Source organism: Tabrizicola aquatica, assembly GCF_002900975.1.
Lineage (GTDB): Bacteria > Pseudomonadota > Alphaproteobacteria > Rhodobacterales > Rhodobacteraceae > Tabrizicola > Tabrizicola aquatica.
The window spans coordinates 159,514-186,479 of record NZ_PJON01000004.1; the positions used below are offsets into that span (position 1 = coordinate 159,514).

Genomic DNA, 26,966 nt, shown 5'->3' on the forward strand with positions numbered 1-26,966 from the left:
GTCAATGCAGGTTCGGCTGGGCGCCCTGGCCCTTTTCGTCGATCATCCGGCCCTTGAGGAACCGGTCGAAGCGATAGGCCGTGGCCGTCTGGTGCGACGCGTCCTTCGCCAGCAGGTGGGCAAAGGCCCAGCCGCTGGCAGGGGTTGCCTTGAACCCGCCATAGCACCAGCCGCCGTTGAAATAGAGCCCCTCGACATGCGTCTTGTCGATGATGGGCGAGCCGTCCATCGACATGTCCATGATCCCGCCCCAACTGCGCAGCAACCGCACGCGGCCGATCGCCGGCATCAGCGCCATGCCACCCTCGGCCACGTCCTCGACCACCGGCAGATTCCCGCGTTGCGCGTAAGAGTTGTAGCCGTCGATGTCGCCACCGAAGACCAGACCGCCCTTGTCGGACTGGCTGACGTAGAAGTGCCCGGCGCCAAAGGTCATCACGCCGTCGATCAGCGGCTTCAGCCCTTCGGAAACAAAGGCTTGCAACACGTGGCTTTCGATCGGCAGGCGCATCCCGGCATGTGCCATGACCTTGGACGACGACCCGGCCACCGCCACACCGACCTTCTTCGCGCCGATGTATCCGCGGGTGGTTTCCACCCCCTTGATGCGGCCGTTCTCGATCCGCATGCCGGTCACTTCGCAGTTCTGGATCAGGTCCACCCCGCGCAGATCGGCCCCGCGCGCATAGCCCCAGGCCACCGCGTCATGCCGCACCGTCCCGCCCCGGCGCTGCATCAAGGCACCCTTGATCGGAAAGCGGGCGTTGTCGAAGTTCAGCCAGGGATACATCTGGCGCACCTGCTCGCGGTTCAGCAGTTCCGCGTCCGCCCCGTGCATCCGCATCGCATTGCCGCGTCGGGTGGCCGCATCGCGCTGCGCATCGGTGTGGATCAGGTTGATGATCCCGCGCTGGCTGACCATGGCGTTATAGTTGAAGTCCTGCTCCAACCCTTCCCACAGCTTCAGGCTGAACTCGTAGAACGGCTCGTTTCCGTCCAGCAGGTAGTTCGACCGGATGATCGTGGTGTTCCGCCCGACGTTCCCGCCGCCCAGATAGCCCTTCTCCAGCACCGCGATCCGGGCCTGGCCGAACTCTTTCGCCAGGTAGTAGGCCGTCGCCAGCCCGTGCCCACCGCCGCCGATGATGATATAGTCGTATTCCGCCTGAGGCGTGGCGTCCCGCCACACCGGCTTCCAGCCCTTGTGGCCCGTCAGTGCCTCGGCAATGACCCGAAATCCCGAATAGCGCACGCCCGACCTCCTGTTTGCCCTGTTCTAGGCCCGCAGAGGTCGGAAAACGCATCCGTTTTCGCCACCGGATCGTCCGTTTCTGCCATCAGGGGGCGGCGGGTGCCACCTTGGCGAACGGGTCCCAGCCCGCCACCGCGTCCGAGACCTGGCCCTGCGCGATGCTGGCCAGGATCAGGATGGTGATCGAGGTGATAAGGCTGTGCATGATGGGCCCCTGGTGCGTTTGTTCACGCCCCGTTCTACCCGATTCTGCTTGCCATCCCGTTAACCATGCGCCCGCGCCGGACTTTACATTTTGGCAAGGAATGCCCATCATTCTGGACTTACGATAGTTCTGATCGTTCAGGGTCCTCACCTTGAATAAGACCCGGCGGAGTTGCTGCTCCGCCGGGTCCCCTTCTTTTCAGGGTCAGCCCCGATCAGAAGCTGGATGGCAGACAGCAAGCGTTCCCGCCGCGATCAGCGCCATCCATTTACGATGGTCTTTTTCGTTCAGTTCCCTCACCTCCGTGCACCGCAAAGGGTTGCGGCCCGCCAAGGGGTAGTGAGGGAAGGTTAACCGTGGCTTACGCGACCAGCGCCTCGGCCTTCTTCAGATCGACGCTGACCAGCTGGGACACCCCCTGCTCCTGCATCGTCACCCCGAACAGCCGGTCCATCCGCGCCATCGTCACCGCATGGTGCGTGATGATCAGGAACCGCGTTTCCGTGCGCCGGGTCATCTCGTCCAGAAGGTCGCAGAACCGGGTCACGTTGGCGTCGTCCAGGGGCGCGTCCACCTCGTCCAGCACGCAGATCGGCGCGGGGTTCGCCAGGAACACCCCGAAGATCAGCGCCAGCGCGGTCAGGGTCTGCTCGCCACCCGACAGCAGGCTAAGAGTCGCCAGCTTCTTGCCCGGCGGCTGGCACAGGATCTCCAGCCCGGCCTCCAGGGGGTCGTCGCTTTCCACCAGCACCAGCCGTGCCTCACCGCCGCCGAAAAGATGGGTGAACAGGGTCGAGAAATTGGCATTCACCTGCTCGAACGCCGTCAGCAACCGCTCGCGGCCTTCCTTGTTCAGGCCCGCAATCCCGGCGCGCAGCTTCTTGATCGCTTCCTCCAGATCCGACTTTTCGCCAGCCAGAGCATCGTATTCGGCCTCGATGGTCTTTGCGTCCTCCTCGGCGCGCAGGTTCACCGCGCCCAAAGCCTCGCGCTGGCGCTTCAACCGGCTGACATCGTGGTCCAGAGTCTCGGCATCGGGCATCTTGTCGGGGTCGGTCCGCAAGCTGGCAAGCAGCTCATCCGGCGTCCGGTCGTCCTCCTCGGCGATCCGCTCGGCCGCCAGCGCCACGCCTTCCCGCGCTGCATCCAGCCGCGCCTCGGCCCGGGCCCGGGCTTCTCTGGCCTCCCCGGCCAGTCGTTCGGTCTCGCGCTCGGCCATGGCCGCCTCGCGCAGGGCACCCTCGGCCTCGGCCAGCGCATCGGCGGCGCGGCGACGACGCTCCTCGGCATCGGCAATCGCCTCGACCAACTCGTCCCGCTTGGCCGCGATCTCCTCGGGCGCCAACATCGCCTCGGCCAGTTCCTCCTCGGTCTCGGCCCGCCGCTCCGTCAACTCCTTCGTGCGCCGAGATGCCGTCTCCAGCCGGTGCTTCCAGCCCGACAGCTCCTTCGTCGCCTCCTGCCTCCGCCGCACCCGCGCCTCGCCCTCGCGCCGCACCTCATCCTGTGCGGACCGCCGCGTCATCATCGTGATCCGCGCTGCCTCGACCGTGATCTTCGCGGCCTCCACCGCGCCCCGCGCAGCGTCAAGATCGCCCAGGTCGGACACCGCCGCCTCCGCCTCGCGCAGCCGGGCGCGGGCGCCCATCGCCTCGTCCTCGAAGCGGCTGACCGCCAGTTTCGCGGCCTCCAGCTTGCCCCCGGCAATCGAGCGATCCGCCTCGGCCCGCGCCAGCGCCCGGTTCGCCTCGGCCAGCCGCGCATCCGCCGCCCGCCGCGCATCCCGCGCCCGCTGGTCCGCCGTCGCCAGTTCCCCCAACCGCGCCTGCAACGCCTCATGCGCCTGCCGCGCGCCATCGGCCCGGGCGCCCACGTCCTCCAGATCGCGCTTCAGCTGCACCAGGCGGTTCAGCTGCTGCAACCGCAGCGCCGCCGCTGACGGGGCATCCTCGGCCCCCGCCCGGAACCCGTCCCAGCGCCACAGATCGCCCTCGACGCTGACCAGCCGCTGACCCGGCTGCAGCGCCGCCTGCAAGGCAAACCCCTGCGCACGGCTGACCAACCCGATCTGCGACAACCGGCGCGCCAGGACCGCGGGGGCCTTCACCCGGTCGCCCAGAGCCTCAGCGCCCACCGGCAAGGCCTGCGCCTCGTCATAGGGCGCAAGCACCGCCCAGCCCGACCGCGCCTCCGCCGCCACTTCGGGCGCGCGCAGGTCGTCGGCCAGCGCCGCGCCCAGCGCCTTTTCAAAGCCCGGCTCCACCTCCAGCCGGTCCAGCAGCTGATGCCCCGCCTGCGACTCCCGCTCCACCAGCCGCGCCAGGGCCGCCACCTCGGCCCGCAGCGCGTTGGCTTCACCCTCGGCCGAGGATCGGGCCGCCCGCGCTTCGGCCTCGCGCCCCTGTGTCTCGGCCCGCGCCACTTCGGCCGCTTCCAGCGCGGCTTCCGTCGCCTCGCCCTCGGCCAGCGCCGCTTCTTGCGCCTCTTCCGCCGCCTCGAACGCCTCGCCCGCCGCCTCCAGCGCGCCGGCCGCTGCTGCCACCGCTTCCCGCGCCGTGCCAGCCTGGTCTTCCGCCCGCTCCAGCACCGACCGCGAATCCGCCAGCATCCGCTGCGTCGACTGGTGCCGCGCCGCCAACCGCGCCGCGTCCTCGGTCAGTTCGGACAGCGCACCCTCGCGCTCGGACAGCACCGCCCCCGCCTCCCGCGCGGCCTCGACCGCTTCGGCAAGCTTTTCCTCATGCCCGTCATGGGCGCGCGTCAGCTCGCGGATTTCCCATTCCAACCGCTCGATCACCTCACCGGCATCGCGGTTCAGCCCCGCCTCGCGCTCCATGTCGCGCGACAGCTGCTCGATCCGGCCGCGCAGCGTGTCGATCGTCGCCAGCGCCCGCGCCTCCTGGTCGCCCAGCGCATCCCGCTGCAAGACCAGCCGCTGCAGAATGGCGCTGGCAATCGCCTCCTCCTCGCGCTTCGGCGGCAACGCATCCTCTGCCACCTCCCGCGCCTTGCCCGAGGCGCGCGACGCCGCTTCGGCCTGGTGCTGCGCGATCAGCCGTTCCCGCAAGGCCGCTTCGGCCTGGGACCGCGCCTCATCCGCCTCGCGCCAGCGCCGCCACAGCAGCATCCCCTCGGACTTCCGCAACTCTTCCGAGATTTCCCGGTACCGCGCCGCCTGCTTGGCCTGCCGGGTCAAGACCGACAATTGCTGCGCCAGACTTTCCAGCACGTCATCGACCCGCAACAGGTTCTGCTCGGCCCCCGACAGCTTCAGCTCCGCCTCATGCCGCCGCGCATAAAGCCCGCTGATCCCCGCCGCCTCCTCCAGAATCCGCCGCCGCGACTTCGGCTTGGCGTTGATCAGCTCGGAAATCTGCCCCTGCCGCACCAGCGCCGGGCTGTGCGACCCGGTCGAGGCATCGGCAAACAGCATCTGCACGTCCCGCGCGCGGACCTCCTTGGCATTGGCCCGATAGGCGCTGCCCGCATCCCGCGTGATCCGCCGCACGATCTCGATCTGGTCCGCGTCATTGAATCCGCTCGGCGCCAGCCGATCCTGGTTGTCGATCACCAGCGCGACTTCGGCGAAATGCCGCGCCCCCCGCGTGGCCGCGCCGTTGAAGATCACATCCTCCATCCCGCCGCCGCGCATGGCGCTGGGGCGGTTTTCCCCCATCACCCAGCGCAGCGCCTCCAGCAGGTTCGACTTGCCGCACCCGTTCGGACCCACAACGCCCGTCAACCCCTCGTGGATCACCAGATCCGTGGGGTCGACAAAGCTCTTGAATCCATTCAGCCGCAGCCGGGTCAGACGCACGGATACCTCACGAGTCGCAGGGCCGCGATGTTCCCGCCGCACCGGGCAGGAGTCAACCCGACCCCCCAGCATCTCGCGAATCCTGGCGGCTTATCCCCAACATCTTGCGCAAAGCGCCTTTCACATTTGTCCAAATATCCTCCGGGGGTCCGGGGATGGAAAACCCCCGGCCGAGGAGGAGGGCGCAAGCCCCGACGACGAGACAAGGAGTCTTCGCGCCGCAAGGCGCTCCTTTTTAAAACCGCCCGCTTGCCCCAGTCACCCGCCCGTGCCAGCCTCGCGCCATGCTTAACCCTGCATCGGCCCTCGCCTGGCTCCCCTTTTCGGACGCGTTGCGTGCCGCATGACCCCCATCCGCGCCACCGATCCCTATGACTGGGCCGCGCTCCTGCGGCTCATCCAGGACGCCTTCGCCTTCATGGACAGCCGCATCGACCCGCCCTCCTCGATGCACGCGCTCACCCCCGAGACCATCGCCGCCCAGGCCCGCAGCGGTGAGGTCTGGGCCATCGGCACCCCGCCCCTCGCCTGCGTGTTCCTCACCCCGAAACCGGGCGCCCTCTACATCGGCAAGCTGGCCGTCGCCGCCACCCATCGCCACCAGGGCCTTGCCCGCAGCCTGATCGACCTGGCCGAGACCCGCGCCCGCGCCCTTGACCTTCCCGCCCTCGAACTCCAGACCCGGATCGAGCTGACCGAGAACCACGCCACCTTCCGCGCCCTCGGCTTTGCCGAAACGGCCCGCACCGCCCATCCCGGCTATGACCGGCCCACCTCACTCACCTTCCGGCGACCTGTCCCATGAACCACCTTGCCCAAGCCACCTGGCTCAACCCGCCGCCTGCCTCGCACCTCGGCGACAGCCTCACACTCACCACCGCCCCGAAAACCGATTTCTGGCGCGACACGCTCTATGGCTTCCGCCGCGCCTCGGGCCATGCGCTCCTTGCCGCCGTTCCCGGCGATTTCACCCTGCACCTGACCTTCCAGGGCGACTACCGCGACCTTTACGACCAGGCCGGCCTCCTCCTCTGGCAGGACGAGGCGCATTGGGTGAAAGCCGGGATCGAGCTTTCGGACGGCGTCGCCAACCTTTCGGTCGTGGCGACCGTCGGCCATTCCGACTGGTCAACCCTCCCCCTCCAAGGCCCCGCCGGCACCCAGCGCCTGCGCCTCACCCGGCTGGGTGGCGCGATTGTCGTGCAGGCCCGCAATACCGCGAACCGCTGGCAACTGCTCCGCGTCACGCCCTTCCCGACCGGCCCTGCGACCATCGGCCCGATGGCCTGCTCCCCCGAAGGCCCCGGCTTTCAGGCCTGCTTTACCGAGTTTGCCCTTGGCCCCGCCGTCCCCCAGCCGCTGCACGACGAAAGCCCGGCCGACCTGACCTTGCCGTGACACGGCGTTCCCCTACCTCGGTCCAAAACCCGAAAGGCCCCCCATGCTCACCCTCCTTGGCATCCCCGGCGCCCTGCGCGCCGCCTCGACCAACCGCCTCTTGCTGGCCGAGGCGCGCCGTGCCTTCGGCGAAGCCATCCACACCGAGGCAAACCTGCGCCTCCCCCTCTATGACGGCGACCTTGAGGATCGTGACGGCATCCCGGCCGAGGTGCAGACCCTCGCCGACCAGATCGCCGCCGCCGATGCCGTGGTGATCGCCACGCCCGAATACAACAAGTCCCCGCCCGGCGTATTGAAGAACGCGCTCGACTGGGTCAGCCGCACCAAGGGCGCGCCCTTCCGCGACAAGCCGGTCGCCATCATCTCCGCCGCCGACGGGCGCGGCGGCGGCGACCGCAGCCAGTTCGCCCTGCGCCTGATGCTGACCCCCTTTCGCCCGCGCCTGCTGCCCGGCCCCGAAATCCTCGTCGCCGACGCTGCCCACGCCTTCACCCCCGAAGGCCACCTGATCGACGCCCGCTACCACAAGGCCCTTGCCGAATTGATGCAAGCCCTGCGCGCCGAGGCGGCCCGGTAAGGCCGATCTGCCACGCCGTCCCCACGGGCCGACCGATGCAAGGTGCTCAGCGCCGGCGCAGCCCCGGCCCTGCATGGGCCACCCTGCCCCGGCGCCCCGCTCCAGAGCGGCCGGGCACCGCCCCCCTTTCCCTCCCCGCCAGACATTTTCTGTCCACAAATATCCTCGGGGGGTCTGGGGGGCGAAGCGCCCCCAGCGGCCGGATCAGCCGGATACCGACCCGCCCCGTGCGCGCGACCTGCAACGCTCGTCGCAGGACTTACCAGATCCTTAACGCCCACAACCAAGTCTTTGTTTCGAAAAGACTTCCGGGGAATGTCCACCGTGGACAGCCTTAGCGCAGGTCCTCAACCCGGAACCCCTCCGGCACCCCATCACGGCCATCCAGGACCAGGTCGGCCATCACCTCGGCCACCTTCGGGGCCATCCCGAAGCCGATCTTGAACCCCCCGTTGGCCAGGAAATGCCCGGCTCGCCCCGGCCAGGCCCCGAGGACCGGCGCCCGGCTGACGGCCCGCGGCCGCACCCCGGCCCAGCGCGCCATGACCGGCGCCCCCACCAGTGCCGGCACTGCCGCCACCGCCCGGGCAAGCGGCCCGTCCAGCTGCCCGTCCGGCCCGTCCTCGGTCCAGGCGGTCTCGCTGGTCGATCCCACCGCCACCGTCCCGTCCACATGGCCGACGATGTGCAGCCCGTCGACGAAAAGCTGCGGCCGGTCCCCAGCCTCGAACCGCAGGGCCAGCGCCTGCCCCTTCACCCCGGCCCCGACCTTGCGGCCCAGCGCCGCCGACAGATCGGCCAGTCCCGCAACCCCCGTCGCATGGACCACCGCCCCCTCCTCGGCCGCATCGGGAACCACCTCGGCCCCCCGCCCCCGCAGCGCCTCCTCCAGCGCGCCCAGCGCCAGCCGGGGCGAGATACGTGCCGACAGCGTGTCCTCCACCAGCCAGCCCGAGGGCGAGACCGGCTCCCAGGCGGCCCCCGTCGCCGGCACCACCCGCCACTCGGCTGCACCCTGCCACAGCCCCGCGGCCGAGGCTGCCCGCCCCCGCGCCAGGTCAACCGCCGCCGCGTCCGCCAGCGGCTGCAGCCGCCCGACCCGGGCATAGCCGGGACTGACGCCACCGAAGGCCTCGACCCCCGCCCACCAGTCGGCGGCCATCAGCAGGCTTTCCAGCTGGAACGCCTTCTTGCCGTTCCATGCCTCCGGCACATGCGGCGACAAGGCCCCGACCAGCCCGCCCGAGGATCCTGCCCCCAGACCATGGGGGTCGATCACTTGCACCCGCGCCCCACGCCGCGCGCAGGCCCAGGCCACCGACATCCCGAAGATTCCGGCACCCCGGACCGTCACATCCACCCTTGCCATCCCGCAGCCCCGCGCCCATCAACAGCCCAAAGGACTACCCAAGATGCCCGCAGCCGACCACCCCAAAGCCGAACCCGCCGACCCCAACGACTGGCCCGACCTCGACTGGCCCGACCTCGACTGGCGCGACGAGGCGATCCCGGTCTCGCGCCGGTTTGACGACCCGTATTTCTCGCTGGCCGGCGGGCTGGCCGAGACGCGCCACGTCTTTCTGGCCGGCAACGGCCTGCCCGACCGCTTTCGCCCGGGCTTTCACATCGCCGAACTGGGCTTCGGCACCGGGCTGAACCTTCTGGCCACGCTTCTGTCCCACCAGGGCCCCGGCCCGCTGCACTTCACCAGCTTCGAGGCCTTTCCCCTGCCGCCCGAGGCCATGGCCCGCGCCCTGGCCGCCTTTCCGGAAACCGCGCCCTTCCGCAGCGCCCTTCTGAACCAATGGGCCACCCAGTCCGGCCCAACCCGCAGCCTAAGCTTCCCCGGCCTCACCGCCACGATCCTGATCGGCGACGCGCGCGAGACGCTGCCCGCCTGGGGCGAGAGGGCCGACGCCTGGTTCCTGGACGGCTTCTCGCCCGCCAAGAACCCGGAACTCTGGTCCCCCGACCTGATGCATCAGGTCGCCCGCCACACTGCCCCCGGTGGCAGCTTCGCGACCTATACCGCCGCCGGTCATGTCCGCCGCGCCCTGGCCGAGGCCGGGTTCACCGTCACCCGCCAACCCGGATTTGGCCGCAAGCGCCATATGTCCACCGGCAGCCTGCCCGCCTGACGCATGGGCGTAAGGTGGGCGATATCGCCCACCCTACCCCCGCCCCCGGCATTGCAAGACAGGCCCCGCATGCTACCCTTCCGGCACCGCGCCAAAAGACGCGCGACCCCAGCGACAGGAGAGGTCCAATGCCCGACGGTAGCCACGACAAGCCCACCGCCCGACGCAGCGTCGTCGTCTCGGAATTCACCAACAGCGTCCTCGACCCCGCCGCGCCGATGCTGGGCCCGGTGGAAAACGGCGGCACCATCATCGCCAACACCGCGCCGGGCTGCTGGGGCCCGATGATCACCCCGGCCTTGCGTGGCGGGCATGAGGTTACCACCCCCGTCTACATCAACGGGGCCGAACCCGGCGACGCCGTCGCCATCCGCATCCGCGACATCACCGTGACCTCGATCGCCACGGCATCGGGCCACGACAGCTCTCCGGCGGGCTTCTGCCTTGGCGACCCCTATGTCGCCGCCCGCTGCCCGGTTTGCGACACCGTCTGGCCCGAGACCCATGTCGAAGGCATCGGCCAGGACGCGGTGAAATGCGACACCTGCGGCAATGCGGTGAAACCGTTCGAGATCGTGCACGGCTATACCGTCACCTTCGACGAAACCCGCGCCGTGGGCCTGACCCTGCCGAAAGCGGCGGCCGAAAGCATCGCCCGCGACGCCAACCATTATGCCGCCCTGCCAGACGGCAGCCGCCAGCATTCGATCCTGACCTTCGCGCCGTCGGACATGCCGGGCACCATCGTGCGGATGCGGCCCTTCCTGGGTCAGCTTGGCACCTGCCCGTCGATGGCCATGCCCGACAGCCACAACGCCGGCGACTTCGGCGCTTTCCTTGTGGGCGCCCCGCACGCCTATGGCATCACGCCAGAGCAGTTGGCCCAGCACAAGACCGACGGCCACATGGACATCGACGCCGTCCGCGCCGGCGCGATCCTGGTCGCCCCGGTCAAGGTGCCGGGTGCCGGGGTCTACATGGGCGACATGCATGCCGGCCAGGGCGACGGCGAGATTGCGGGCCACACGATGGATGTGGCTGGCAGCGTCACGCTGCAGGTCGAGGTGGTCAAGACCTATCCCATCGACGGCCCCGTCCTGTTCCCGCTGGAAGAGGACCTTCCCCCGATGGCCCGCCCCTTTACCGCCATTGAGAAGGCCAAGGCCGCCCGCCTGGCCGAGAAATGGGGCGTTGCCGCACCGGAACCCATGGCCCCGGTCTCGGTCATCGGCACGGCGGCGAACCTGAACGACGCGATCCTGAACGGGCTGGAGCGGGCCGCGAAACTGCTTGGCATGACCGTGCCCGAGGTGCGCAATCGCGCCACCATCAACGGCGCGATCGAGATCGGCCGCGCGCCGGGGGTGATCCAGGTCACCTTCCTGGCCCCCCTCGCCCGGCTGGATGCCGTGGGACTGGGCGGTTTCGCGCGCGAACAGTACGGGCTTTGATCCCCTCGGGCCGGGCGAACGTCCGGCCCGCACCCGCCCCCTGCCGCGACGGATGTGCGCGGTGGACCGCACCCAGGCCCGGCAACCTTGCCGCTTCATTCGGCCGGGCTTTGCCCAGCATCTTGAATCCACCCGGCACGATTGCCGGCATCTGCGCGGCCAAGCCCTTGTTTCTGCGGCCGCGGCCTTCTGGGGACGCCCCTTCCCCCGCCCCGGCCCCCGTGATACGAGGCCGCCGCCATGTCCTCCTCCCGCAACCCCACGCTCGGCATCTGGCTTATGATCGCCGCCGTCGCCACCTTTGCGGCGCAGGATGGCTTTGCCCGCCACCTGGCCGGGGAATACGGGACCTTCATGGTCATCATGATCCGCTACTGGGTCTTTGCTGGCTTCGTCCTTCTTCTTGCGCTGCGCCGCCCGGAAGGCCCCCGCGCGGCGGTGCGGTCGGGTCGCCTGCCCACCCATGTCCTTCGCTCGATCCTGCTGATCGCCGAAATCTGCCTGATCGTCTGGAGCTACACCCTGGTCGGCCTGATCAACAGCCTGTCGGTGTTCATGGTCTGCCCGCTGCTGATCGTTGCCTTCTCTGGCCCGATCCTGGGCGAGCAGATCAGCTGGCAACGCTGGGCGGCGGTCGGCGCCGGGCTGGTGGGCGTGCTGGTGATCCTGCGGCCGGGGATGGGCGTGTTTTCCTGGGCATCGCTCATGCCGTTGGCGGCGGCCCTCCTCTTTGCACTCTACTCGGTGCTGACCCGCCTTACCACGCGGGACGAGCCGACCTTCCCCGCCTTCTTCTGGCCCGGCGTGATCGGCGCGGTCCTGATGACCGGCCTTGGCCTGCCGGAGCTTGAGCCGATGAAACCCGCTGACATGGGCCTGCTGGCGATCTACTGCGGCCTGTCGATCCTGTCGCACTGGCTGATCCTGAAATGCTACGAACAGGTCGAGGCCGCGCGGGTCCAGCCCTATTCCTACCTGCAACTCGTGTTCACCACCGGGATCGGCATGGCCGTCTACGGCGAGGTGCTGGAACTGCCCGTCGCCATCGGCAGCGCCATCGTGGTGGGTGCCGGCCTCTATGCCCTTTCGTTGGAGCGCAAGCCCGCATGAGCAGCACGCCGCAGAACACCCGCCTTGGCATCTGGCTGATGATCGCCACCACTGTGGTCTTTGCGGCCCAGGACGGCATCTCACGCCATCTGGCGGACAGCTACAGCGTGATGATGGTGGTGATGATCCGCTTCTGGTTCTTCGCCCTGTTCGTGCTGGCTCTCGCCGCCCGCGCGCCGGGGGGGCTGCGGGCCGCCAGCCGCTCGGCCTTTCCGTGGGTCCAGCTGGCCCGCGGCCTGATCCTGGTGGCCGAAATCTGCGTCATGGTCCTGGGCTTCGTGAAGCTGGGCCTGATCGAGGCGCATGCCGTCTTTACCTGCTATCCCCTGCTGGTTGCCGCCCTGTCCGGCCCGATCCTGGGCGAAAAGGTCGGCTGGCGGCGCTGGACGGCGATCCTGGTCGGCTTTGCCGGCGTCCTGATCATTCTTGAGCCGGGCTTTGCCGTCTTTTCGCCCTGGGCGCTGGTTCCGCTCCTCGCCGCCTTCATGTTCGCGCTGTACGGCCTTCTGACGCGCTATGTCGCGCGCAAGGACCCGGCCCCGGTCAGCTTTTTCTGGACCGGCGTCGTGGGCGCGATTGCGATGACGCCCTTTGGCCTTGCGACCTGGACATGGATGACCCCGGCCGACTGGGGCTGGATGGCGACGCTGTGCTGCACCGCCGTCCTGGGCCACTGGCTGTTGATCCGCGCATTTGCCGTGGCCGAGGCATCGGCGATCCAGCCCTTCGCCTATCTGCAACTGGTCTTTGCCTCGGGCATCGGGCTGGTGATCTTCGACGAAAGCCTGCGGCCCAACGTGGCGCTGGGGGCTGGCATCGTGGTCGCGGCTGGGGTCTTTACCCTGTGGCGGCAACGCGTCCGCGAGAAGGCCGCCTTGCGCGCGGCTCAGAGTGCGGGACAGACATAGTCGATGACCTCCGCCGATCCGGCCAGCGTAAAGTCGGTACGGTAGGCCTTTCCACCCACGACATAGTCCCCGGGGATTTCCAGACGAATGACCTTGCGGCGCATGATTTCCACCGCAATATCGACAGGAACAGGCGCCCGGAACGTTTGCTGCACATAGCTGACATCGCCAAGCTCATAAGCCCTGGTGTCGCTGTCAAAGGTGACAAGGAACAGGTTTCCCTCGGCATCCTTGGGCAGGAAGGTCCGCTCAGGTCCGGGAAAGACCTCCAGGGTCCAGTCATGGCCCAGGTCCGCGCTGCCGGTCCAACGGCAAGCAAGGGTCAGCCGCTCGCCCCGGTCATTGTCGACGTAGGCAAAAGGGATGCCCCCGTCGTCCGGGCCGACCTGCATCGGCCGCGAGCCGCCGCTGTCAGCCAGATACATGATCTGCCACCCCTCGGCCAAGACGTGGGCCGGGGCGGCAGCAAGACAGATCAGGGTCATGGCCAGCAGGCGCATCGGGCAAACCTCTCGGGTTGATTGCCGGCAACCTGTCCGATCCCCTTGCGCCGGGACAGTAAGCTTTCCCTTATCCCCACCGCCCGCCGCAGCGATGAGCGAGCGCAAGCGACACGAAGAGCGGTCCCGGTTGCCCCGCCCGCGCGGGACGCGTAAAACCGCAGCCAATGCCTGTGAGGAGCCTGCCCATGACCGCCCCGAAACCCGTCGTCCTGTGCATCCTTGACGGCTGGGGCATCGGCCCGAACCCCGCGACCAGCGCCCCGGCGCAGGCGCAGGTTCCGACCTTCAATCACCTCTGGGCCACCTGTCCCCATGCCACGCTGACGACCTTCGGTCCCGACGTGGGCCTGCCGACCGGGCAGATGGGCAACTCCGAGGTCGGGCACACCAACATCGGCGCGGGGCGTGTGGTGGCGATGGACCTGGGCGCGATCGATCTGGCGGTCGAGGATGGCAGTTTCGCGGTCAACCCCGCAATCCTGGACTTTGCCGCCAGGATCAAGGCCGCCAAAGGCACCGCGCATCTGATCGGCGTCGTTTCGGACGGCGGGGTCCATGGCCATGTGAACCATGTGCTGGCCGCCTGTCGCGCGATCACCGCGCTTGGCGTGCCGGTCGCGCTGCATGCCGTGACCGACGGGCGCGACGTGGCGCCCTCCTCGGCGCAAAACTTTGTCGAGGCGTTGGTCAAGCGCCTGCCCTATGGCGCCAGCATCGCCACGGTCACCGGCCGCTACTGGGCGATGGACCGCGACAACCGCTGGGAACGCGTCGGCCGCGCCTATGACGCGATGATCCACGCGCGGGGAGAAACCGCCCCCGACCCGCTGACCGCGATTTCCAACAGCTATGGCAAGGGCGAGACCGATGAATTCCTCGCCCCCACCGTCATTGACGGCTACCACGGCGCGCGGGATGGCGATGGCCTCTTCTGCCTGAACTTCCGCGCCGACCGCGCGCGCGAGATCCTGTCGGCCATCGGCGACCCGGGTTTTGCGGCGTTTGACACCGGCGTGCGCCCGGCTTGGTCGGCCCTTCTTGGCATGGTCGAGTATTCGGACACTCACAACACCTTCATGCCCGCCGCCTTCCCCAAGCGCGTCCTGGTGAACACGCTGGGCGAATGGGTCTCCCTCCACGGCAAGACCCAGTTCCGCCTGGCGGAAACCGAGAAATACCCGCACGTCACCTTCTTCCTGAACGGCGGCCGCGAAGTGCCCTATCCGGGCGAGGACCGCGCCATGCCGCCCTCGCCCAAGGTCGCGACCTATGACCTGCAACCCGAGATGAGCGCCGATCAGGTCGCCGACCATTTGGTCGCCGCCATCGACACGGGCTATGACCTGATCGTCGTCAATTTCGCCAACCCCGACATGGTGGGCCACACCGGCAGCCTGCCCGCCGCGATCCGCGCGTGCGAGGCGGTGGACCGTGGCCTGACCCGCGCGCTGGCGGCGCTGACCGCACGGGGTGGCGCGATGATCGTCACCGCCGACCACGGCAACTGCGAGGTGATGGTCGATCCGGTCACCGGTGGCCCCCACACCGCGCATACGGTGAACCCGGTCCCGGTGATCCTGGTCGGCGGCCCCCCCGGCGCGACGCTGCGCAGCGGCCGTCTGGCCGATCTGGCACCGACGCTGCTGCAACTGATGGGCCTGCCCCAGCCGCCCGAGATGACCGGAAGCACGCTGATCGCATGATCCGCGCCGCCGCCCTTCTGTGCTGTCTGGCCGCGCCGCTTGCCGCGCAGACCGTGGCCGAACAGGCGGCGCAGGCCTCGGCCGATCTGCAGGCCGCCGTCGCCGCCCTCGACGCGGCGGTCGAGGCGCGGGACCGTGTCACCGCCCTGACCCGTACCATCCGCGCCTATGAAGAGGGGCTTGCCGCCCTGCGCGGCGCGCTGCGCGAGGCGGCCCTGCGCGAGGCCACCCTTGTCCGCGCCTTTGACGCCAAGCGCGACGGGATCGGCCGGCTTCTGGGCGTGCTGGCGACGATGGAGGCGAACCCCGGTCCGCTCCTCCTCCTTCACCCCGAGGGCGCGCTTGGCACCGCGCGGTCGGGGATGCTGATGGCCGATGTCACCCCCGCCCTCCAGACCGAGGCGCTGGCGCTGAAGGCTGAACTGCAGGAACTTTCCGACCTGCGCGCCCTGCAACTTTCTGCCGGGCAGACGCTGGAGGCCGGCCTTGCCGCCGCCCAGATCGCGCGCACCGAACTGTCGCAGGCGATTTCCGACCGTACCGACCTGCCCCGCCGCTTTACCGAGGACCCCGATGCCCTGCGTGTCCTGCTGGAAAGCGCCGACACGCTGGACGCTTTTGCCGCCGGCCTGTCGCCGGATGCCGGCGCGGGCACCAGCTTTGCCGACCAGAAGGGCAAACTGCCCCTGCCGGCGCTTGGCACACTCCTTCGCCGCCCGCACGAGGCCGACGCCGCCGGGGTCCGCCGCCCCGGCATGACCCTGGCCACGCAAGGACGCGCCCTGGTCACCGCGCCCTGGCCGGCGACGATCCGCTATCGCGGCCCGCTCCTTGACTACGGAAATGTGATGATCCTTGAGCCGGGGGACGGCTATCTATTGGTTCTGGCCGGGCTGGACACGCTTTACGGTGAGGTGGGGGAAGTGGTGGCCGCAGGCTCCGCGGTCGGGCTGATGGGCGGCCAGGTGCCCGCCTCCGAGGAATTCATGACCCCGCCGGCAGATGGGTCTGGCGGGCGCGACACGGAAACGCTTTATATGGAACTGAGACAGGGCGCGGCGCCCGTGAACCCCCTGACCTGGTTCGCCGCCACAGCCCGCACAGAGGACTGACACAGCATGAAGAAAACCCTGATGGCCGCTTTGGCCGGAACAGTCGCCGGCGCCATTGTCACCACGCAACTTGCCGGCCCGCTGGTCGCGCAAGAGGCGGTGCAGGGCGGATCGGTCTATGAACAGCTGGACCTTTTCGGCGACATCTTCGAGCGTATCCGCGCGCAATATGTCGAGGAAGTCTCGACCGAGGATCTGGTGACCGCCGCGATCAACGGCATGCTCACCTCGCTTGACCCCCATTCCTCCTACCTGTCCGCCAAGGACTTCGAGGACATGCAGGTCCAGGCCAAGGGCGAATTCGGCGGCCTCGGCATCGAGGTGACGCAAGAGGAAGGCTTCATCAAGGTCATCTCGCCGATGGACGGCACCCCGGCCGCCAAGGCGGGCATTCTGGCCGGCGACTTCATCACCCATGTCGACGGCGAGTCGATCCTGGGCCTGATGCTGGACGAGGCGGTGGAAAAGATGCGCGGCCCGGTCGGGTCGGAAATCATCATCACCATCGTCCGCGAGGGTGAGCCCGAGCCCTTTGACGTCTCGATCATCCGCGACACGATCAAGCTGACCGCCGTGCGCGGCCGCGTCGTCGGCAACACCGTCGTCCTGCGCATCACCACCTTCAACGACCAGACCACCAGCGGCATGGTCGACGCGCTGAACAAGGGGGTCGAGGAACTGGGCGGCATGGAAAACCTGGACGGCGTCGTGGTCGACATGCGCAACAACCCCGGCGGCCTGCTGAACGAGGCGATCTCGGTCTCGGACGCCTTCCTGGAGAAGGGCGAAATCGTCTCGACCCGCGGGCGCGAGGCAGGCAGCGGCGAACGCTACAACGCCCGCGCGGGCGACCTGGTGGAAGGCAAGCCGATCGTCGTGCTGATCAACGGCGGCTCCGCCTCGGCCTCCGAGATCGTTGCGGGGGCCCTGCAGGACCACCGCCGTGCGATCGTAGTCGGCACCAAAAGCTTTGGCAAAGGGTCGGTCCAGACGCTGATCCCGCTGCGTGGCGACGGGGCGATGCGGCTGACCACCTCGCGCTACTACACGCCTTCGGGCCGCTCGATCCAGGCCCTGGGCATCTCGCCCGACATCGTCGTCCAGCAACCCGCCCCCCCGCCCGTCGATGCTGCCGCCGAGGAGGAGGAAAAATCCTCCGCCGTGCGCGAACGGTCCGAGGCCGACCTGCGCGGTGCGATCAGCAATGACTCGATGACCGACGAGGAAAAGCGCCTGTACCAGGAAGAACTGGCCCGGGCCGAGGAATCGGCCAAGCTGCGGGACGAGGACTATCAGCTCGCCTATGCCGTCGACATCATCAAGGGCCTGACCGCCATCGCCCCCGACGCACCCTGATGGACGCCGAAAGCCTGCCATACCGGCCCTGCGTGGGCGTCGTGCTGATCGACGCCCGCGGTCTGGTCTTTGCCGGCCAGCGGATCGACAACCCCTCGCCCGCCTGGCAGATGCCGCAAGGCGGGATCGACGACGGCGAAAAGCCGAAGGAAGCCGCCTACCGCGAACTGTGGGAAGAAACCGGCGTCACCCGCGACAAGGTAGAGTTCGTCGCCAAGACCCATGGCTGGGTGACCTATGACCTCCCGCCCGAGCTTCTGGGCAAGGTCTGGGGCGGCAAGTACCGGGGCCAACGGCAGAAATGGTTCCTGTTCCGCTTCAAGGGACAGGACAGCGACATCAAGATCGCCTCGGAACACCCGGAATTCTCGACCTGGCGCTGGATTCTTGCCGACGAGATGGTCGAAAGCATCGTCCCCTTCAAGCGCGCGGTCTATGATCAGGTGATCCGCAGCTTCCGCGCCTATCTGGCCTGACCCTCCTCGTTCGACTGCGTCTCCTCGTCGGAAAACGCGCCCTCGCGAGGAGTGACGAAGTCATCGACGAGCCGGCCCAAGGGAAGGCGTTCCGAAATTTCGTCCGCGCCGACCTGCGCCGGGAAATCCGTCCCGCCCTTTGCCGCAGCGCAGAACCGCGGCCCAACTGCGACAAAACCCCCGCGATTTCCGCCTTATCTTCCGCGAATCCCCTGCATTCGCTTGAATTCCGCCCCTTTCCCGCGCTACCGACCCGGCCAAATGGCGGGTTGTTCCGCTGCGCTGAAAGGTCCACCGATGTCCCTGCCGAACCACGCCCCGATCCCCGAACTTTACGTCTCGTCCGACTCGGCCCAGAAACTGAAGGTCGAGGCCGGGAACCTTCCCTCCTGGGATCTGACCCCGCGCCAGATCTGCGACCTGGAACTCTTGATGAATGGCGGCTTCCACCCGCTGAAGGGCTTCATGGGCCAGGCCGACTATGACGGCGTCGTCGCCAACATGCGCACCGCCGACGGCACGCTCTGGCCGATGCCGATCACGCTGGACGTGTCCGAGGCCTTTGCCGACAAGGTTGCACCCGGCCAGGACATCGCGCTGCGCGACCAGGAGGGCGTGATCCTCGCCATCCTGTCGATCAGCGACAAATGGGTGCCGAACAAGGCCGTGGAGGCGGAAAAGGTCTTTGGCGCCGACGATCTGGCCCATCCGGCGGTGAACTACCTGCACAACGTGGCGGGCAAGGTTTACCTGGGCGGCCCGATCACCGGCATCCAACAGCCCGTCCACTATGACTTCAAGGCCCGCCGCGACACGCCGAACGAACTCCGCGCGCTGTTCCGCAAGCTCGGCTGGCGCAAGATCGTCGCCTTCCAGACCCGCAACCCGCTCCACCGCGCGCACCAGGAACTGACCTTCCGCGCCGCGCGTGAGGCAGAGGCGAACCTCTTGATCCACCCGGTCGTCGGCATGACCAAGCCCGGCGACGTTGACCACTTCACCCGCGTCCGCTGCTATGAGGCGGTGCTGGACAAGTATCCGGCCCAGACGACCGCGCTTTCCCTTCTGAACCTCGCGATGCGCATGGCCGGCCCGCGTGAGGCGGTCTGGCACGGCCTGATCCGCAAGAACCACGGCTGCACCCACATGATCGTCGGCCGCGACCACGCCGGCCCGGGCAAGAACAGTGCGGGCAAGGACTTCTACGACCCCTACGCCGCGCAAGAGCTGTTCGCCCAGCACGCCGCCGAAATCGGCATCGAGATGGTCGACTTCAAGCACATGGTCTATGTGCAGGAGAAGGCGCAGTACTACCCCGCGAACGAGATCCCCGAAGGCTCCACCGTCCTGGATATCTCGGGCACCGAACTGCGCCGCCGCCTGCGCGAAGGGCTGGAAATCCCCGAGTGGTTCAGCTTCCCCGAAGTGGTGAACGAACTGCGCAAGACCAGCCCCGCGCGGTCCAAGCAGGGCTTTACCGTGTTCTTCACCGGACTTTCGGGCAGCGGCAAATCCACCATCGCCAACGCCCTGATGGTCAAGCTGATGGAGATGGGCGGTCGCCCGGTCACGCTGCTGGACGGCGACGTGGTCCGCAAGCACCTGTCCTCGGAACTCGGCTTCTCCAAGGAACACCGCGACCTGAACATCAAGCGCATCGGCTATGTGGCAAGCGAGATCACCAAGAACGGCGGCATCGCGATCTGCGCGCCCATCGCGCCCTACACCGCCACCCGCCGCGCCGTGCGTGAGATGATCGAAGCCTTTGGCGCCTTCATCGAAGTCCATGTCGCGACCAGCATCGAGGAATGCGAACGTCGCGACCGCAAGGGCCTGTACAAGCTGGCGCGTGAGGGCAAGATCAAGGAATTCACCGGGATCTCCGACCCCTACGAAGCACCGACGAACGCCGAACTGGTGGTCGACACCGAGAACGTGGACGTCGACCACTGCGCCCACCAGGTCCTCTTGAAGCTGGAGCAGATGGGCCTGATCCGCGCCTGAGGCATCAAAGACAAAGGCCGCACCCAAGGGTGCGGCCTTCTTCGTTTCAGCCCGCCTTCATCATCCGGCGCAGCAGCCCGTCCTTCAGGACATACTGGTGATACAGCGCGACCAGCGCATGACCCAGCACGATCAGCATGAGGGCATTCGCCGCCAGTTCGTGCATGTCGCCAACCTCCAGCCCCAGGAAGAACACGCTGATCCCGCCCAGTGGCACGGCGATCATCAGGAGATAGATCAGCCGATGACCCCAGTCTGCCGCCGCGACCTGCCAGCTTCCGGGCACGCCCGGCGCGGCGGGGGCACCGCGGCTTAGCCGAACCAGAAGCCGCACAAGAACCAGCGCCAGGATCGCCAGACCCACCGCCACATGCGGCACAAACCCCGCCACGCCGCCATCCTCGATCATGTCCAGCGCCTCATCCGCGCCTTCGCCCGTGAACCAGGCGACAATGATCAGCACGGCAACCAGCCAATGCAGGGCGATCTGCACGCCCGAATATCCGTTTGTGGCTTTCACGATGACCTCCTTACCCGACAGAACTGCTACGCCGCAGCCTAGCAGTTCCGTCGCGAAAAGGTCAGTGCACGCTTACCGGCGTGAAGTCATGCTCGCGCGCCAGGTGGAACGCCAGCGTCCGGTCGGCGACCAGCGCCAGTTGGCGGCCATCGGCACCGTTGACCGACCAGATCACATCCAGCCCGTCGACCTGCTCCCGCACCTCGTCCGGCAGGTCCTCGACCTGGATCTCGCGCACATAGACGATGCGGTCGGTGCCCTGCGGCAACCCGTTGAATGGAGTGTTCATGTCTTGCCTCCTTACTTCTGGCCCGTCTTTCCCGACGCAGCCTCGTTGCGGCCGATCCTGATCGTCTGCACCACGGTTTCAGGCACATGCCGGCGCAGATCGACGTGGAGAAGTCCGTTCTCCATCGTGGCCCCTGCAACCTCAACGCCGTCAGCCAGCACAAAGCTCCGCTGAAAGGCGCGGCTGGCGATGCCGCGATGCAGGAACACCCGCTCGCCCGCATCCTCGGCCTGACGGCCCCGCACCACCAGCTGGCGGTCCTCGACCGTGATCGACAGGTCCTCCTCGCGGAAACCGGCGACCGCCAGCGTTATCCGATAGGCGTTTTCCGCCACCGCCTCGATGTTGAACGGAGGATAGCCCTCGGCCCCGGATTTCGCGGTGCGCTCGACCAGCCGTTCCAGCTGTTCGAACCCCAGAAGATAGGGATGGGACCCAAAGCTAAGTTTCGTCATCGGACAGTCCTTGGAAAAGCGACAGTTCGGCCAGCGGTCCCGGGTTCGGCAACCGCCTCCCTTTGAATATGGGGCCAGCCTTCCCCCCTCGCAAGCCCTGCGTCCGGGTGAAATCCCGTGGATTTCCGCGCAGAAACCTTCACCCAAGCCGCGGCTTTCCTATATTCTGATCAAAAGACAGGAAGCGAGTCGCCCCCATGAACGCCCCATCGGAACTCAGCTTTGAAGAGATGCTGCGCATCAAGCTGGAAGTCCTGCGCCGCGAACACCGCGACCTGGACGAGGCGATCCATGCGCTTGAAACCAACGGCCGCCCCGACCCCTTGACCCTGCGCCGGCTGAAAAAGCAGAAGCTGGCCCTGAAGGACCAGATCGTGAAGATCGAGGATCAGCTGATCCCCGACATCATCGCCTGACGCTTGCCCCGGCGCGCGGTTCCCGGTAATCGCGCCTGAAACCAAGGGGGCGCGCATGGCCGTATCCGTCGGAATCATCATGGGGTCGCAAAGCGACTGGCCGACGATGAAGGCCGCTGCCGAAATCCTGGACGAGCTTGGCATCGCGTATGAAGCGAAGATCGTCTCGGCCCACCGCACCCCTGACAGGTTGTGGGACTATGGCAAGACCGCCGTGTCGCGCGGGTTGAAGGTGATCATCGCCGGCGCAGGCGGTGCGGCGCACCTGCCGGGCATGATGGCCTCCAAGACCCGCGTGCCAGTGATCGGCGTGCCGGTGCAGACCAAGGCGCTGTCTGGCGTCGACTCGCTCTATTCCATCCTCCAGATGCCCAAGGGCTATCCCGTCGCCACGATGGCCATCGGCGGCGCGGCCAATGCCGGGCTGATGGCCGCCGCGATCCTAGCCGTCTCCGACCCGGCCATCGCCGCGAAACTGGACGCCTGGCGCGAGGCCCTCTCCGCCTCCATCCCCGAGGAACCATCGGATGACTGACCTTCCCCAGGGCGCGACCATCGGCATTCTTGGCGGCGGCCAGCTTGGCCGGATGCTCTCGGTCGCGGCCAGCCGCCTGGGCTATCGCTGCCACATCTACGAACCGGGCGCCGCGCCCGCTGGCGACGTCGTCCACCAGGTCACCACCGCGCCCTATGAGGACGAGGCCAGCCTGCGCGCCTTTGCCGCCAGCGTCGATGTCATCACCTACGAATTCGAGAACGTCCCCACCTCGGCCCTCGACCTTCTGGAAAGCCTGAAACCGATCCGCCCCAACCGCAGGGCCCTGGCCGTCAGCCAGGACCGGATCGCGGAAAAGTCGTTCCTGAACGACCTTGGCCTGCAAACCGCGCCCTGGGCGGCCGTGAACTCCGAAGCCGACCTGCGCGCCGCCGCAGACCAGCTTGGCCTGCCCGCCATCCTGAAAACGACCCGCCTTGGCTATGACGGCAAGGGCCAGGTCAAGTTGGAGGGTGGGGCCGACATCCCCGCCGCCTGGGCCAGCATGAACGACGCCGCTTGCGTTTTGGAGGGCTTCGTCGCCTTCGAGCGCGAGGTCAGCGTGATCGCCGCGCGCAGCCTGGACGGGCAGGTCGCCTGTTTCGACCCGGGCGAGAATATCCACCGCGACGGCATCCTGCGCACCACCACCGTCCCCGCCAAGCTCAGCCCCGGCCAGCGCGCCGATGCCGTACTGGTCGCCGCCCGTATCCTGAACGCGTTGGACTATGTCGGCGTCATGGGGGTAGAGCTTTTCGTCACCCCGCGCGGCCTGCTGGTCAACGAGATCGCGCCCCGGGTCCACAACTCGGGCCACTGGACGCAACAGGGCTGCACCGTGGACCAGTTCGAACAGCACATCCGCGCCGTTGCGGGCCTGCCCTTGGGCGATGGCAACCGCTATGCCGACGTGGTGATGGAAAACCTGATCGGCGACGATGTGCTGCGCGTGCCCGACCTGTTGAAGACCCGCGACACCGCCGTGCATCTTTACGGCAAGGGCGCCCCGCGTCCCGGCCGGAAGATGGGCCATGTGAACCGGGTGATCCGCGGCTGACCCCTCCTCGTTCGACTGCGTCTCCTCGTCGGACCCGCGCGAGGAGTGACGAAGTCATCGACGAGCAGCCCCGCGCCAAAGCGAGGAGCGACGAAGTCATCGACGAGCCCCCCAAAGGGCACCATTTCCCCGATCCTGCGTTACCCCGGTCAAGAATGAGGTGACGCATGAACGACAAGGCCTCCATTTACACCCGCACCGCCCGCTGGATCGCTCAGCTGTCCGGGCGGCCGATCACCTTCCTGCTTGCCATCGCCGCCATCGTCCTTTGGCTGGTGAGCGGCCCGATCTTCGGCTTCTCCGACACCTGGCAGTTGGTGATCAACACCGGCACCACCATCGTCACCTTCCTGATGGTCTTTCTGATCCAGAACACCCAGAACCGCGACACCGTGGCCATGCAGCTGAAGCTGGACGAGCTGATCCGGGCCACCAAGGGGGCACATCTGTCGCTGCTTGACCTTGAAGAACTGGAAGAGCGCGAGTTGGCCGCCTTCGTCCGCCAGTACGAGACCCTGGCCGCCAAGGGGCGCGAGCAGTTGGACAAGGGCAGGCCCGACACCGGCACGCCCGAGATCGTCACCCAGACTGCGCCGCCTGAAAAGACTCTTTCACCACAGCGGCAAGGGTCAGCGACGGATCGAACTTGCCCGCACGCAGGAAAGCAATCACCTGCGCAATGACCAGCGGGTTCACCATCAGGAAGGTATGGGTCACCGGCAGCACAAGATGGTCAGCCATCCCCTCCAGCTTCGTGCTGTCCACCGTCACCTTGCCGTCATTCGCCCCCGGCAAAATCGCGTTCCAGACCGGGTTCAGGCTGCGGGTCCCGGCGATGATCCCCAAGGGATAATCGGCCGCCGGCAGCCGGTTCGGCCAACTGTCCGGCCCGGTGCCCAGCGATTTCCCCGCCGCCCCGTTCACCCAGGCAAAGACCGGATTGTCGCCCAGCTTGTCCACCAGTTCCGACCCGTGGTTCGGCGGCGCCAGCATGACGACGCGGCCCATCTCGGCCGGCCGCGCCTCGGCCAGCCAGGCGCGCAACAGGATGCCGCCCATCGAATGGGTGACGAAATGCACCCGCCCGGGCCCCGCCGCCGCCACCGCACGGCCGACCTCGGCCACCAGCGCCTCGGGCTTCACCTTGGTGGACGGATAGGCCCAGTTGACCACCCGATAGCCCGCCGCCTTCAGCGCCAGCGCCATCGGGGCCAGCGAGGCATCGCTGCGCGCCAGCCCGTGCAGCAGGACCACGACCTCGGCCCCGCCCGCGCCGGTTTCGGTCGCGGGGGCAGGCAGGAAACGGGCAAGGCGTCCGGTCAACCACATGCCCCGACTGTCTGCCCTGTCCCGCCCTCGGGCAAGCCCGGAAATCCGGACACTGGACAAATCCGCCGCTGCGTCACAGGCTTCGGCCCATGTCCAGACCCGGCCCCCGCCTTGCTGTCCGCGCCCTGATCCTGCAGGACGACCGCCTGCTTCTGGTCAATGCCTGGGCTGGCCCCCGCTCTGACCTATGGTGCGCGCCGGGCGGCGGGGTCGAACCCGGCAGCTCGCTTCCCGCCAACCTGATCCGCGAGGTGCATGAGGAAACCGGCCTGACCGTCGAGGTCGGCGCCCCCGCGCTGGTCAATGAATTCCACCACCCGCCCTCGCGGTTTCACCAGGTCGAGGTGTTCTTCCGCTGCCGCCTGGTCGCGGGCACGCTTTCGGACAGCTGGGCCGACCCCGAACGCGTGGTCACCCGCCGCCAGTTCTTTACACGACAAGAGATGCGCACGATCCGTTTCAAGCCCGACAGCCTTGCCGACGCCGCCTGGGGCGAAGGGCTGGCCTATGACCCGCTGGAGCTTCTGACCCGATGAGCCGCGCCTTCGTCAACGAAGATGCCGGCGCCGACCGCCCCGACCTGCCCGAACGCCCGGTCCCGCCCGGCCCGAACCTTGTCACCCCGCGCGGACTGGCCGCGTTGCAGGCCGACCTCGCGCAACGCCAGGCCGATCTTGCAGCGCTGAAAACCCGCCCCGACCGGCTGGACAAACTGCCCGAAGCCGCAGCCGAGCGCGACATCCGCTGGCTGGAGGCGCGACTGAAGGCCGCCGTGGTCATCGACCCGTCCACCCACGACCTGACCGAAGTCGCCTTCGGTCTTGCCGTCACCGTCGCCGACACCGAGGGGATGGAAACCACCTACCAGATCACCGGCGAGGACGAGGCCGACGCCACCCACCACCGCATCGCACCGACCTCTCCCCTCGCCCGCGCCCTCCTCGGCGCGCAGGTCGGCGATGTGGTGACCTGGAAACGCCCGTCCGGCCCGCTGGACCTGGAAGTCGTCAGGATCGCCCATGCGGATCCGTGAGCTGTTCCCCAGCGAAACCGCCCTCGTCGCGCAATTCTACCGCGAGGCGCCGGATTACTGGCTGCTGGCCGAAGGGCGCTGCGATCCGGCCAGCCAGGCCCAGGACTTTTTCACCGACGCGCCCCCGAACTGCGACCCCGCCGCCAGCGACCGGCTTGGCCTGTTCCTCAACCAGCGCCTTTCGGGTGTGGCGGAACTCTCATACGGCTTCCCCGAGCCGAACGACGCCTACCTTGGCCTGATACTCCTCGGCCCCTGGGCACAGGGCGCGGGGCATGGTCGCGCCTTTCTGGCCCATGTCGAAACCCTGGCCCGCAAACGCCACGCCGCGCGCCTCTATCTTGCCGTCCTGGACGTGAACCCCCGTGGCCGGGCATTCTGGGAACGTGAGGGTTTCACCGCCACCGGCCTGTCGCGCAAGGATGCACTGACCGGCCACACCACCTACCGCCTGGGGAAAACCCTGTAGGGCAGGCTGGCCAGCGCGACCCCACCCAGCACCAGGGCCGAGGCCAGCCAGAACCGCAGCCCTGGCAGTTCCGCCAGCAGGACCGCCCCACCCAGCGCCGCGATCACCGGCACCGTCAGCTGCGCAACCGCCGCCCGTGCCGCCCCCAGCCGGGGCAGGACGGCATACCACAGCGCATAGCCCAGGCCCGAGGTTACGGCCCCCGAGACCAGCGCCAGCACCAGCCCGGTCGTGTCAGGTGGCGCAAGATCAGCCACCAGAAACAGCGGCAGTGCCAGCGGAACCGACAAAAGGAAATTCCACGCCGTCGCCGCCAGTGGGTCCGTCGCCCCGCGTCCGGCCAGCGAGTAGACCCCCCAACCGACCCCAGCGACAACCATCAGCGCCAGCGGCAGCAGCGCCACCGCCCCTGGCGCGGCGATCAGTGCCAACCCACCCAGCGCCACCATAGAACCGGCCCAGCGTCGCGGCGGAACAACCTCGCGCGCGGCAAGCGCACCGGCGAACATGGTGACCTGCACCGCCCCGAACAGGACCAAGGCGCCGGTGCCCGCATCCAACCCGCGATAGGCCAGCGAAAAGCCCATCAGATAGGCCGACAGCCCCAGCACTCCGGCCAGCCGACCGCGCCTGCCGGGCCAGGCCCAGCCGCCACGCTGCCACAGCACCAGCGCCAGCAGGACCACCGCCCCGGCCACCAGCCGGATCAGCGCAAACTCCACCGCACCGATATGGCCGGACCCGACCGCCCAGCGGTTCAGGACGGAATTGGCCGCGAAGGCCAGCATCGTCAGGGCGGTCAGCAGGAACAGGCGCATGGGCGCGACCATGCGCGTCCTTGGCCCTGATG

At 68.1% G+C, this 26,966-nt stretch carries 28 protein-coding genes; 19 read left to right on the top strand and 9 right to left on the bottom strand.

Annotated features, from left to right (window positions below; all coding sequences use genetic code 11):
• Window position 1: 1 nt before the first annotated feature.
• Window positions 2–1,252: a sarcosine oxidase subunit beta family protein gene (locus tag CXR42_RS15265; RefSeq protein ID WP_103258443.1), complete on the bottom strand. Its 1,251-nt coding sequence runs from the start codon at window positions 1,250–1,252 to the stop codon at window positions 2–4.
• A 566-nt stretch (window positions 1,253–1,818) separates the two neighbouring features.
• The gene (smc, locus tag CXR42_RS15270; RefSeq protein ID WP_103258444.1) at window positions 1,819–5,274 is read right to left on the bottom strand and encodes a chromosome segregation protein SMC; all 3,456 of its coding nucleotides are present in this window, start codon (window positions 5,272–5,274) and stop codon (window positions 1,819–1,821) included.
• A 343-nt stretch (window positions 5,275–5,617) separates the two neighbouring features.
• Between smc and CXR42_RS15275 the strand changes: the two genes are divergently transcribed.
• Genes CXR42_RS15275 through CXR42_RS15285 form a run of 3 tightly spaced genes read left to right on the top strand, consistent with a single transcriptional unit; the run spans window position 5,618 to window position 7,252 of the window.
• Window positions 5,618–6,079 (top strand): GNAT family N-acetyltransferase, encoded by a 462-nt coding sequence (locus tag CXR42_RS15275; protein WP_103258445.1) that lies wholly within the window; start codon window positions 5,618–5,620, stop codon window positions 6,077–6,079.
• Window positions 6,076–6,672, top strand: coding sequence for a DUF1349 domain-containing protein (locus tag CXR42_RS15280; protein ID WP_103258446.1), 597 nt, complete (start codon window positions 6,076–6,078; stop codon window positions 6,670–6,672). Before CXR42_RS15275 ends, CXR42_RS15280 begins: the two co-directional genes overlap by 4 nt.
• A 43-nt stretch (window positions 6,673–6,715) precedes the next feature.
• A complete protein-coding gene (locus CXR42_RS15285; RefSeq protein ID WP_103258447.1) occupies window positions 6,716–7,252 on the top strand; it encodes an NADPH-dependent FMN reductase in 537 nt (178 codons plus the stop codon).
• A 334-nt stretch (window positions 7,253–7,586) separates the two neighbouring features.
• Here CXR42_RS15285 and CXR42_RS15290 read toward each other — a convergent pair whose 3' ends face one another.
• Complete coding sequence (locus CXR42_RS15290; RefSeq protein ID WP_103258448.1) at window positions 7,587–8,621, bottom strand: NAD(P)/FAD-dependent oxidoreductase; 1,035 nt, start codon at window positions 8,619–8,621, stop codon at window positions 7,587–7,589.
• Between the two features lie 43 nt (window positions 8,622–8,664).
• Between CXR42_RS15290 and mnmC2 the strand changes: the two genes are divergently transcribed.
• The 4 genes from mnmC2 to CXR42_RS15310 all read left to right on the top strand — a co-directional run bounded on the left by mnmC2 (window position 8,665) and on the right by CXR42_RS15310 (window position 12,859).
• Window positions 8,665–9,390, top strand: coding sequence for a tRNA (5-methylaminomethyl-2-thiouridine)(34)-methyltransferase MnmC2 (gene mnmC2, locus CXR42_RS15295; protein ID WP_103258449.1), 726 nt, complete (start codon window positions 8,665–8,667; stop codon window positions 9,388–9,390).
• A gap of 128 nt (window positions 9,391–9,518) precedes the next feature.
• The gene (locus tag CXR42_RS15300) at window positions 9,519–10,841 is read left to right on the top strand and encodes an acetamidase/formamidase family protein (RefSeq protein ID WP_103258450.1); all 1,323 of its coding nucleotides are present in this window, start codon (window positions 9,519–9,521) and stop codon (window positions 10,839–10,841) included.
• Between the two features lie 240 nt (window positions 10,842–11,081).
• Window positions 11,082–11,951 (top strand): DMT family transporter, encoded by an 870-nt coding sequence (locus tag CXR42_RS15305; RefSeq protein WP_103258451.1) that lies wholly within the window; start codon window positions 11,082–11,084, stop codon window positions 11,949–11,951.
• A complete protein-coding gene (locus CXR42_RS15310) occupies window positions 11,948–12,859 on the top strand; it encodes a DMT family transporter (RefSeq protein ID WP_103258452.1) in 912 nt (303 codons plus the stop codon). Before CXR42_RS15305 ends, CXR42_RS15310 begins: the two co-directional genes overlap by 4 nt.
• On the opposite strand, the gene CXR42_RS15315 is transcribed toward CXR42_RS15310, so the two are convergent.
• A complete protein-coding gene (locus CXR42_RS15315; RefSeq protein ID WP_103258453.1) occupies window positions 12,838–13,359 on the bottom strand; it encodes a hypothetical protein in 522 nt (173 codons plus the stop codon). The genes CXR42_RS15310 and CXR42_RS15315 overlap by 22 nt on opposite strands.
• A 188-nt stretch (window positions 13,360–13,547) precedes the next feature.
• Here CXR42_RS15315 and gpmI point away from each other — a divergent pair, with 188 nt between their 5' ends.
• The 5 genes from gpmI to CXR42_RS15340 all read left to right on the top strand — a co-directional run bounded on the left by gpmI (window position 13,548) and on the right by CXR42_RS15340 (window position 20,013).
• The gene (gpmI, locus tag CXR42_RS15320; protein ID WP_103258454.1) at window positions 13,548–15,065 is read left to right on the top strand and encodes a 2,3-bisphosphoglycerate-independent phosphoglycerate mutase; all 1,518 of its coding nucleotides are present in this window, start codon (window positions 13,548–13,550) and stop codon (window positions 15,063–15,065) included.
• A complete protein-coding gene (locus CXR42_RS15325; RefSeq protein WP_103258455.1) occupies window positions 15,062–16,177 on the top strand; it encodes a murein hydrolase activator EnvC family protein in 1,116 nt (371 codons plus the stop codon). The genes gpmI and CXR42_RS15325 overlap by 4 nt, the downstream gene beginning before the upstream one ends.
• Window positions 16,178–16,183: 6 nt before the next feature.
• Complete coding sequence (locus CXR42_RS15330) at window positions 16,184–17,533, top strand: S41 family peptidase (protein ID WP_103258456.1); 1,350 nt, start codon at window positions 16,184–16,186, stop codon at window positions 17,531–17,533.
• Window positions 17,533–18,009, top strand: a complete 477-nt coding sequence (locus CXR42_RS15335; protein ID WP_103258457.1) for an RNA pyrophosphohydrolase — start codon at window positions 17,533–17,535, stop codon at window positions 18,007–18,009. Before CXR42_RS15330 ends, CXR42_RS15335 begins: the two co-directional genes overlap by 1 nt.
• 297 nt (window positions 18,010–18,306) lie before the next feature.
• Complete coding sequence (locus tag CXR42_RS15340) at window positions 18,307–20,013, top strand: bifunctional sulfate adenylyltransferase/adenylylsulfate kinase (RefSeq protein ID WP_103258458.1); 1,707 nt, start codon at window positions 18,307–18,309, stop codon at window positions 20,011–20,013.
• Window positions 20,014–20,059: 46 nt separating this feature from the next.
• Here CXR42_RS15340 and CXR42_RS15345 read toward each other — a convergent pair whose 3' ends face one another.
• The 3 genes from CXR42_RS15345 to CXR42_RS15355 all read right to left on the bottom strand — a co-directional run bounded on the left by CXR42_RS15345 (window position 20,060) and on the right by CXR42_RS15355 (window position 21,277).
• The gene (locus CXR42_RS15345) at window positions 20,060–20,533 is read right to left on the bottom strand and encodes a cytochrome b (protein ID WP_245875464.1); all 474 of its coding nucleotides are present in this window, start codon (window positions 20,531–20,533) and stop codon (window positions 20,060–20,062) included.
• 61 nt (window positions 20,534–20,594) lie between these two features.
• Window positions 20,595–20,822, bottom strand: a complete 228-nt coding sequence (locus CXR42_RS15350; RefSeq protein WP_103258460.1) for a DUF1150 family protein — start codon at window positions 20,820–20,822, stop codon at window positions 20,595–20,597.
• A gap of 11 nt (window positions 20,823–20,833) precedes the next feature.
• Window positions 20,834–21,277 carry an Hsp20 family protein gene (locus tag CXR42_RS15355; RefSeq protein WP_103258461.1) on the bottom strand — a complete coding sequence of 148 codons (444 nt, stop codon included), beginning with the start codon at window positions 21,275–21,277 and terminating at the stop codon, window positions 20,834–20,836.
• A gap of 197 nt (window positions 21,278–21,474) precedes the next feature.
• Between CXR42_RS15355 and CXR42_RS15360 the strand changes: the two genes are divergently transcribed.
• The 4 genes from CXR42_RS15360 to CXR42_RS15375 all read left to right on the top strand — a co-directional run bounded on the left by CXR42_RS15360 (window position 21,475) and on the right by CXR42_RS15375 (window position 23,968).
• Entirely contained in the window at window positions 21,475–21,693 is a 219-nt protein-coding gene (locus CXR42_RS15360) for a YdcH family protein (RefSeq protein ID WP_103258462.1), read from the top strand.
• A gap of 55 nt (window positions 21,694–21,748) precedes the next feature.
• On the top strand, window positions 21,749–22,228 hold the full coding sequence (gene purE / locus CXR42_RS15365; protein ID WP_103258463.1) for a 5-(carboxyamino)imidazole ribonucleotide mutase: 480 nt from the start codon (window positions 21,749–21,751) through the stop codon (window positions 22,226–22,228).
• Window positions 22,221–23,285 (top strand): 5-(carboxyamino)imidazole ribonucleotide synthase, encoded by a 1,065-nt coding sequence (locus CXR42_RS15370; RefSeq protein WP_103258464.1) that lies wholly within the window; start codon window positions 22,221–22,223, stop codon window positions 23,283–23,285. The genes purE and CXR42_RS15370 overlap by 8 nt, the downstream gene beginning before the upstream one ends.
• A 167-nt stretch (window positions 23,286–23,452) precedes the next feature.
• Complete coding sequence (locus CXR42_RS15375; protein WP_103258465.1) at window positions 23,453–23,968, top strand: low affinity iron permease family protein; 516 nt, start codon at window positions 23,453–23,455, stop codon at window positions 23,966–23,968.
• Here the strand turns inward: CXR42_RS15375 and CXR42_RS15380 are convergent.
• A complete protein-coding gene (locus tag CXR42_RS15380) occupies window positions 23,865–24,608 on the bottom strand; it encodes an esterase/lipase family protein (RefSeq protein WP_342749222.1) in 744 nt (247 codons plus the stop codon). The genes CXR42_RS15375 and CXR42_RS15380 overlap by 104 nt on opposite strands.
• Window positions 24,609–24,703: 95 nt before the next feature.
• Between CXR42_RS15380 and CXR42_RS15385 the strand changes: the two genes are divergently transcribed.
• Genes CXR42_RS15385 through CXR42_RS15395 form a run of 3 tightly spaced genes read left to right on the top strand, consistent with a single transcriptional unit; the run spans window position 24,704 to window position 26,116 of the window.
• Window positions 24,704–25,150: an NUDIX domain-containing protein gene (locus CXR42_RS15385; protein ID WP_103258467.1), complete on the top strand. Its 447-nt coding sequence runs from the start codon at window positions 24,704–24,706 to the stop codon at window positions 25,148–25,150.
• The gene (locus CXR42_RS15390) at window positions 25,147–25,647 is read left to right on the top strand and encodes a GreA/GreB family elongation factor (protein WP_103258468.1); all 501 of its coding nucleotides are present in this window, start codon (window positions 25,147–25,149) and stop codon (window positions 25,645–25,647) included. Before CXR42_RS15385 ends, CXR42_RS15390 begins: the two co-directional genes overlap by 4 nt.
• Window positions 25,634–26,116, top strand: a complete 483-nt coding sequence (locus CXR42_RS15395) for a GNAT family N-acetyltransferase (RefSeq protein ID WP_103258469.1) — start codon at window positions 25,634–25,636, stop codon at window positions 26,114–26,116. The genes CXR42_RS15390 and CXR42_RS15395 overlap by 14 nt, the downstream gene beginning before the upstream one ends.
• Here the strand turns inward: CXR42_RS15395 and CXR42_RS15400 are convergent.
• Window positions 26,092–26,934 (bottom strand): DMT family transporter, encoded by an 843-nt coding sequence (locus CXR42_RS15400; protein ID WP_103258636.1) that lies wholly within the window; start codon window positions 26,932–26,934, stop codon window positions 26,092–26,094. The genes CXR42_RS15395 and CXR42_RS15400 overlap by 25 nt on opposite strands.
• Window positions 26,935–26,966: the final 32 nt, after the last annotated feature.

Excerpts from the sequence above, each read along its gene's own strand:
- CXR42_RS15375 (WP_103258465.1), top strand. The coding sequence starts at position 23,453 with ATGAACGACAAGGCCTCCATTTACACCCGCACCGCCCGCTGGATCGCT.
- CXR42_RS15385 (WP_103258467.1), top strand. The coding sequence starts at position 24,704 with ATGTCCAGACCCGGCCCCCGCCTTGCTGTCCGCGCCCTGATCCTGCAG.
- CXR42_RS15310 (WP_103258452.1), top strand. The coding sequence starts at position 11,948 with ATGAGCAGCACGCCGCAGAACACCCGCCTTGGCATCTGGCTGATGATC.
- gpmI (WP_103258454.1), top strand. The coding sequence starts at position 13,548 with ATGACCGCCCCGAAACCCGTCGTCCTGTGCATCCTTGACGGCTGGGGC.
- CXR42_RS15370 (WP_103258464.1), top strand. The coding sequence starts at position 22,221 with ATGACTGACCTTCCCCAGGGCGCGACCATCGGCATTCTTGGCGGCGGC.
- CXR42_RS15275 (WP_103258445.1), top strand. The coding sequence starts at position 5,618 with ATGACCCCCATCCGCGCCACCGATCCCTATGACTGGGCCGCGCTCCTG.
- CXR42_RS15290 (WP_103258448.1), bottom strand. The coding sequence starts at position 8,621 with ATGGCAAGGGTGGATGTGACGGTCCGGGGTGCCGGAATCTTCGGGATG.
- CXR42_RS15340 (WP_103258458.1), top strand. The coding sequence starts at position 18,307 with ATGTCCCTGCCGAACCACGCCCCGATCCCCGAACTTTACGTCTCGTCC.
- CXR42_RS15360 (WP_103258462.1), top strand. The coding sequence starts at position 21,475 with ATGAACGCCCCATCGGAACTCAGCTTTGAAGAGATGCTGCGCATCAAG.
- purE (WP_103258463.1), top strand. The coding sequence starts at position 21,749 with ATGGCCGTATCCGTCGGAATCATCATGGGGTCGCAAAGCGACTGGCCG.
- CXR42_RS15280 (WP_103258446.1), top strand. The coding sequence starts at position 6,076 with ATGAACCACCTTGCCCAAGCCACCTGGCTCAACCCGCCGCCTGCCTCG.
- CXR42_RS15335 (WP_103258457.1), top strand. The coding sequence starts at position 17,533 with ATGGACGCCGAAAGCCTGCCATACCGGCCCTGCGTGGGCGTCGTGCTG.
- CXR42_RS15400 (WP_103258636.1), bottom strand. The coding sequence starts at position 26,934 with ATGCGCCTGTTCCTGCTGACCGCCCTGACGATGCTGGCCTTCGCGGCC.
- CXR42_RS15390 (WP_103258468.1), top strand. The coding sequence starts at position 25,147 with ATGAGCCGCGCCTTCGTCAACGAAGATGCCGGCGCCGACCGCCCCGAC.
- CXR42_RS15350 (WP_103258460.1), bottom strand. The coding sequence starts at position 20,822 with ATGAACACTCCATTCAACGGGTTGCCGCAGGGCACCGACCGCATCGTC.
- CXR42_RS15315 (WP_103258453.1), bottom strand. The coding sequence starts at position 13,359 with ATGCGCCTGCTGGCCATGACCCTGATCTGTCTTGCTGCCGCCCCGGCC.
- CXR42_RS15355 (WP_103258461.1), bottom strand. The coding sequence starts at position 21,277 with ATGACGAAACTTAGCTTTGGGTCCCATCCCTATCTTCTGGGGTTCGAA.
- CXR42_RS15285 (WP_103258447.1), top strand. The coding sequence starts at position 6,716 with ATGCTCACCCTCCTTGGCATCCCCGGCGCCCTGCGCGCCGCCTCGACC.
- CXR42_RS15330 (WP_103258456.1), top strand. The coding sequence starts at position 16,184 with ATGAAGAAAACCCTGATGGCCGCTTTGGCCGGAACAGTCGCCGGCGCC.
- mnmC2 (WP_103258449.1), top strand. The coding sequence starts at position 8,665 with ATGCCCGCAGCCGACCACCCCAAAGCCGAACCCGCCGACCCCAACGAC.
- CXR42_RS15305 (WP_103258451.1), top strand. The coding sequence starts at position 11,082 with ATGTCCTCCTCCCGCAACCCCACGCTCGGCATCTGGCTTATGATCGCC.
- CXR42_RS15395 (WP_103258469.1), top strand. The coding sequence starts at position 25,634 with ATGCGGATCCGTGAGCTGTTCCCCAGCGAAACCGCCCTCGTCGCGCAA.
- CXR42_RS15300 (WP_103258450.1), top strand. The coding sequence starts at position 9,519 with ATGCCCGACGGTAGCCACGACAAGCCCACCGCCCGACGCAGCGTCGTC.
- CXR42_RS15325 (WP_103258455.1), top strand. The coding sequence starts at position 15,062 with ATGATCCGCGCCGCCGCCCTTCTGTGCTGTCTGGCCGCGCCGCTTGCC.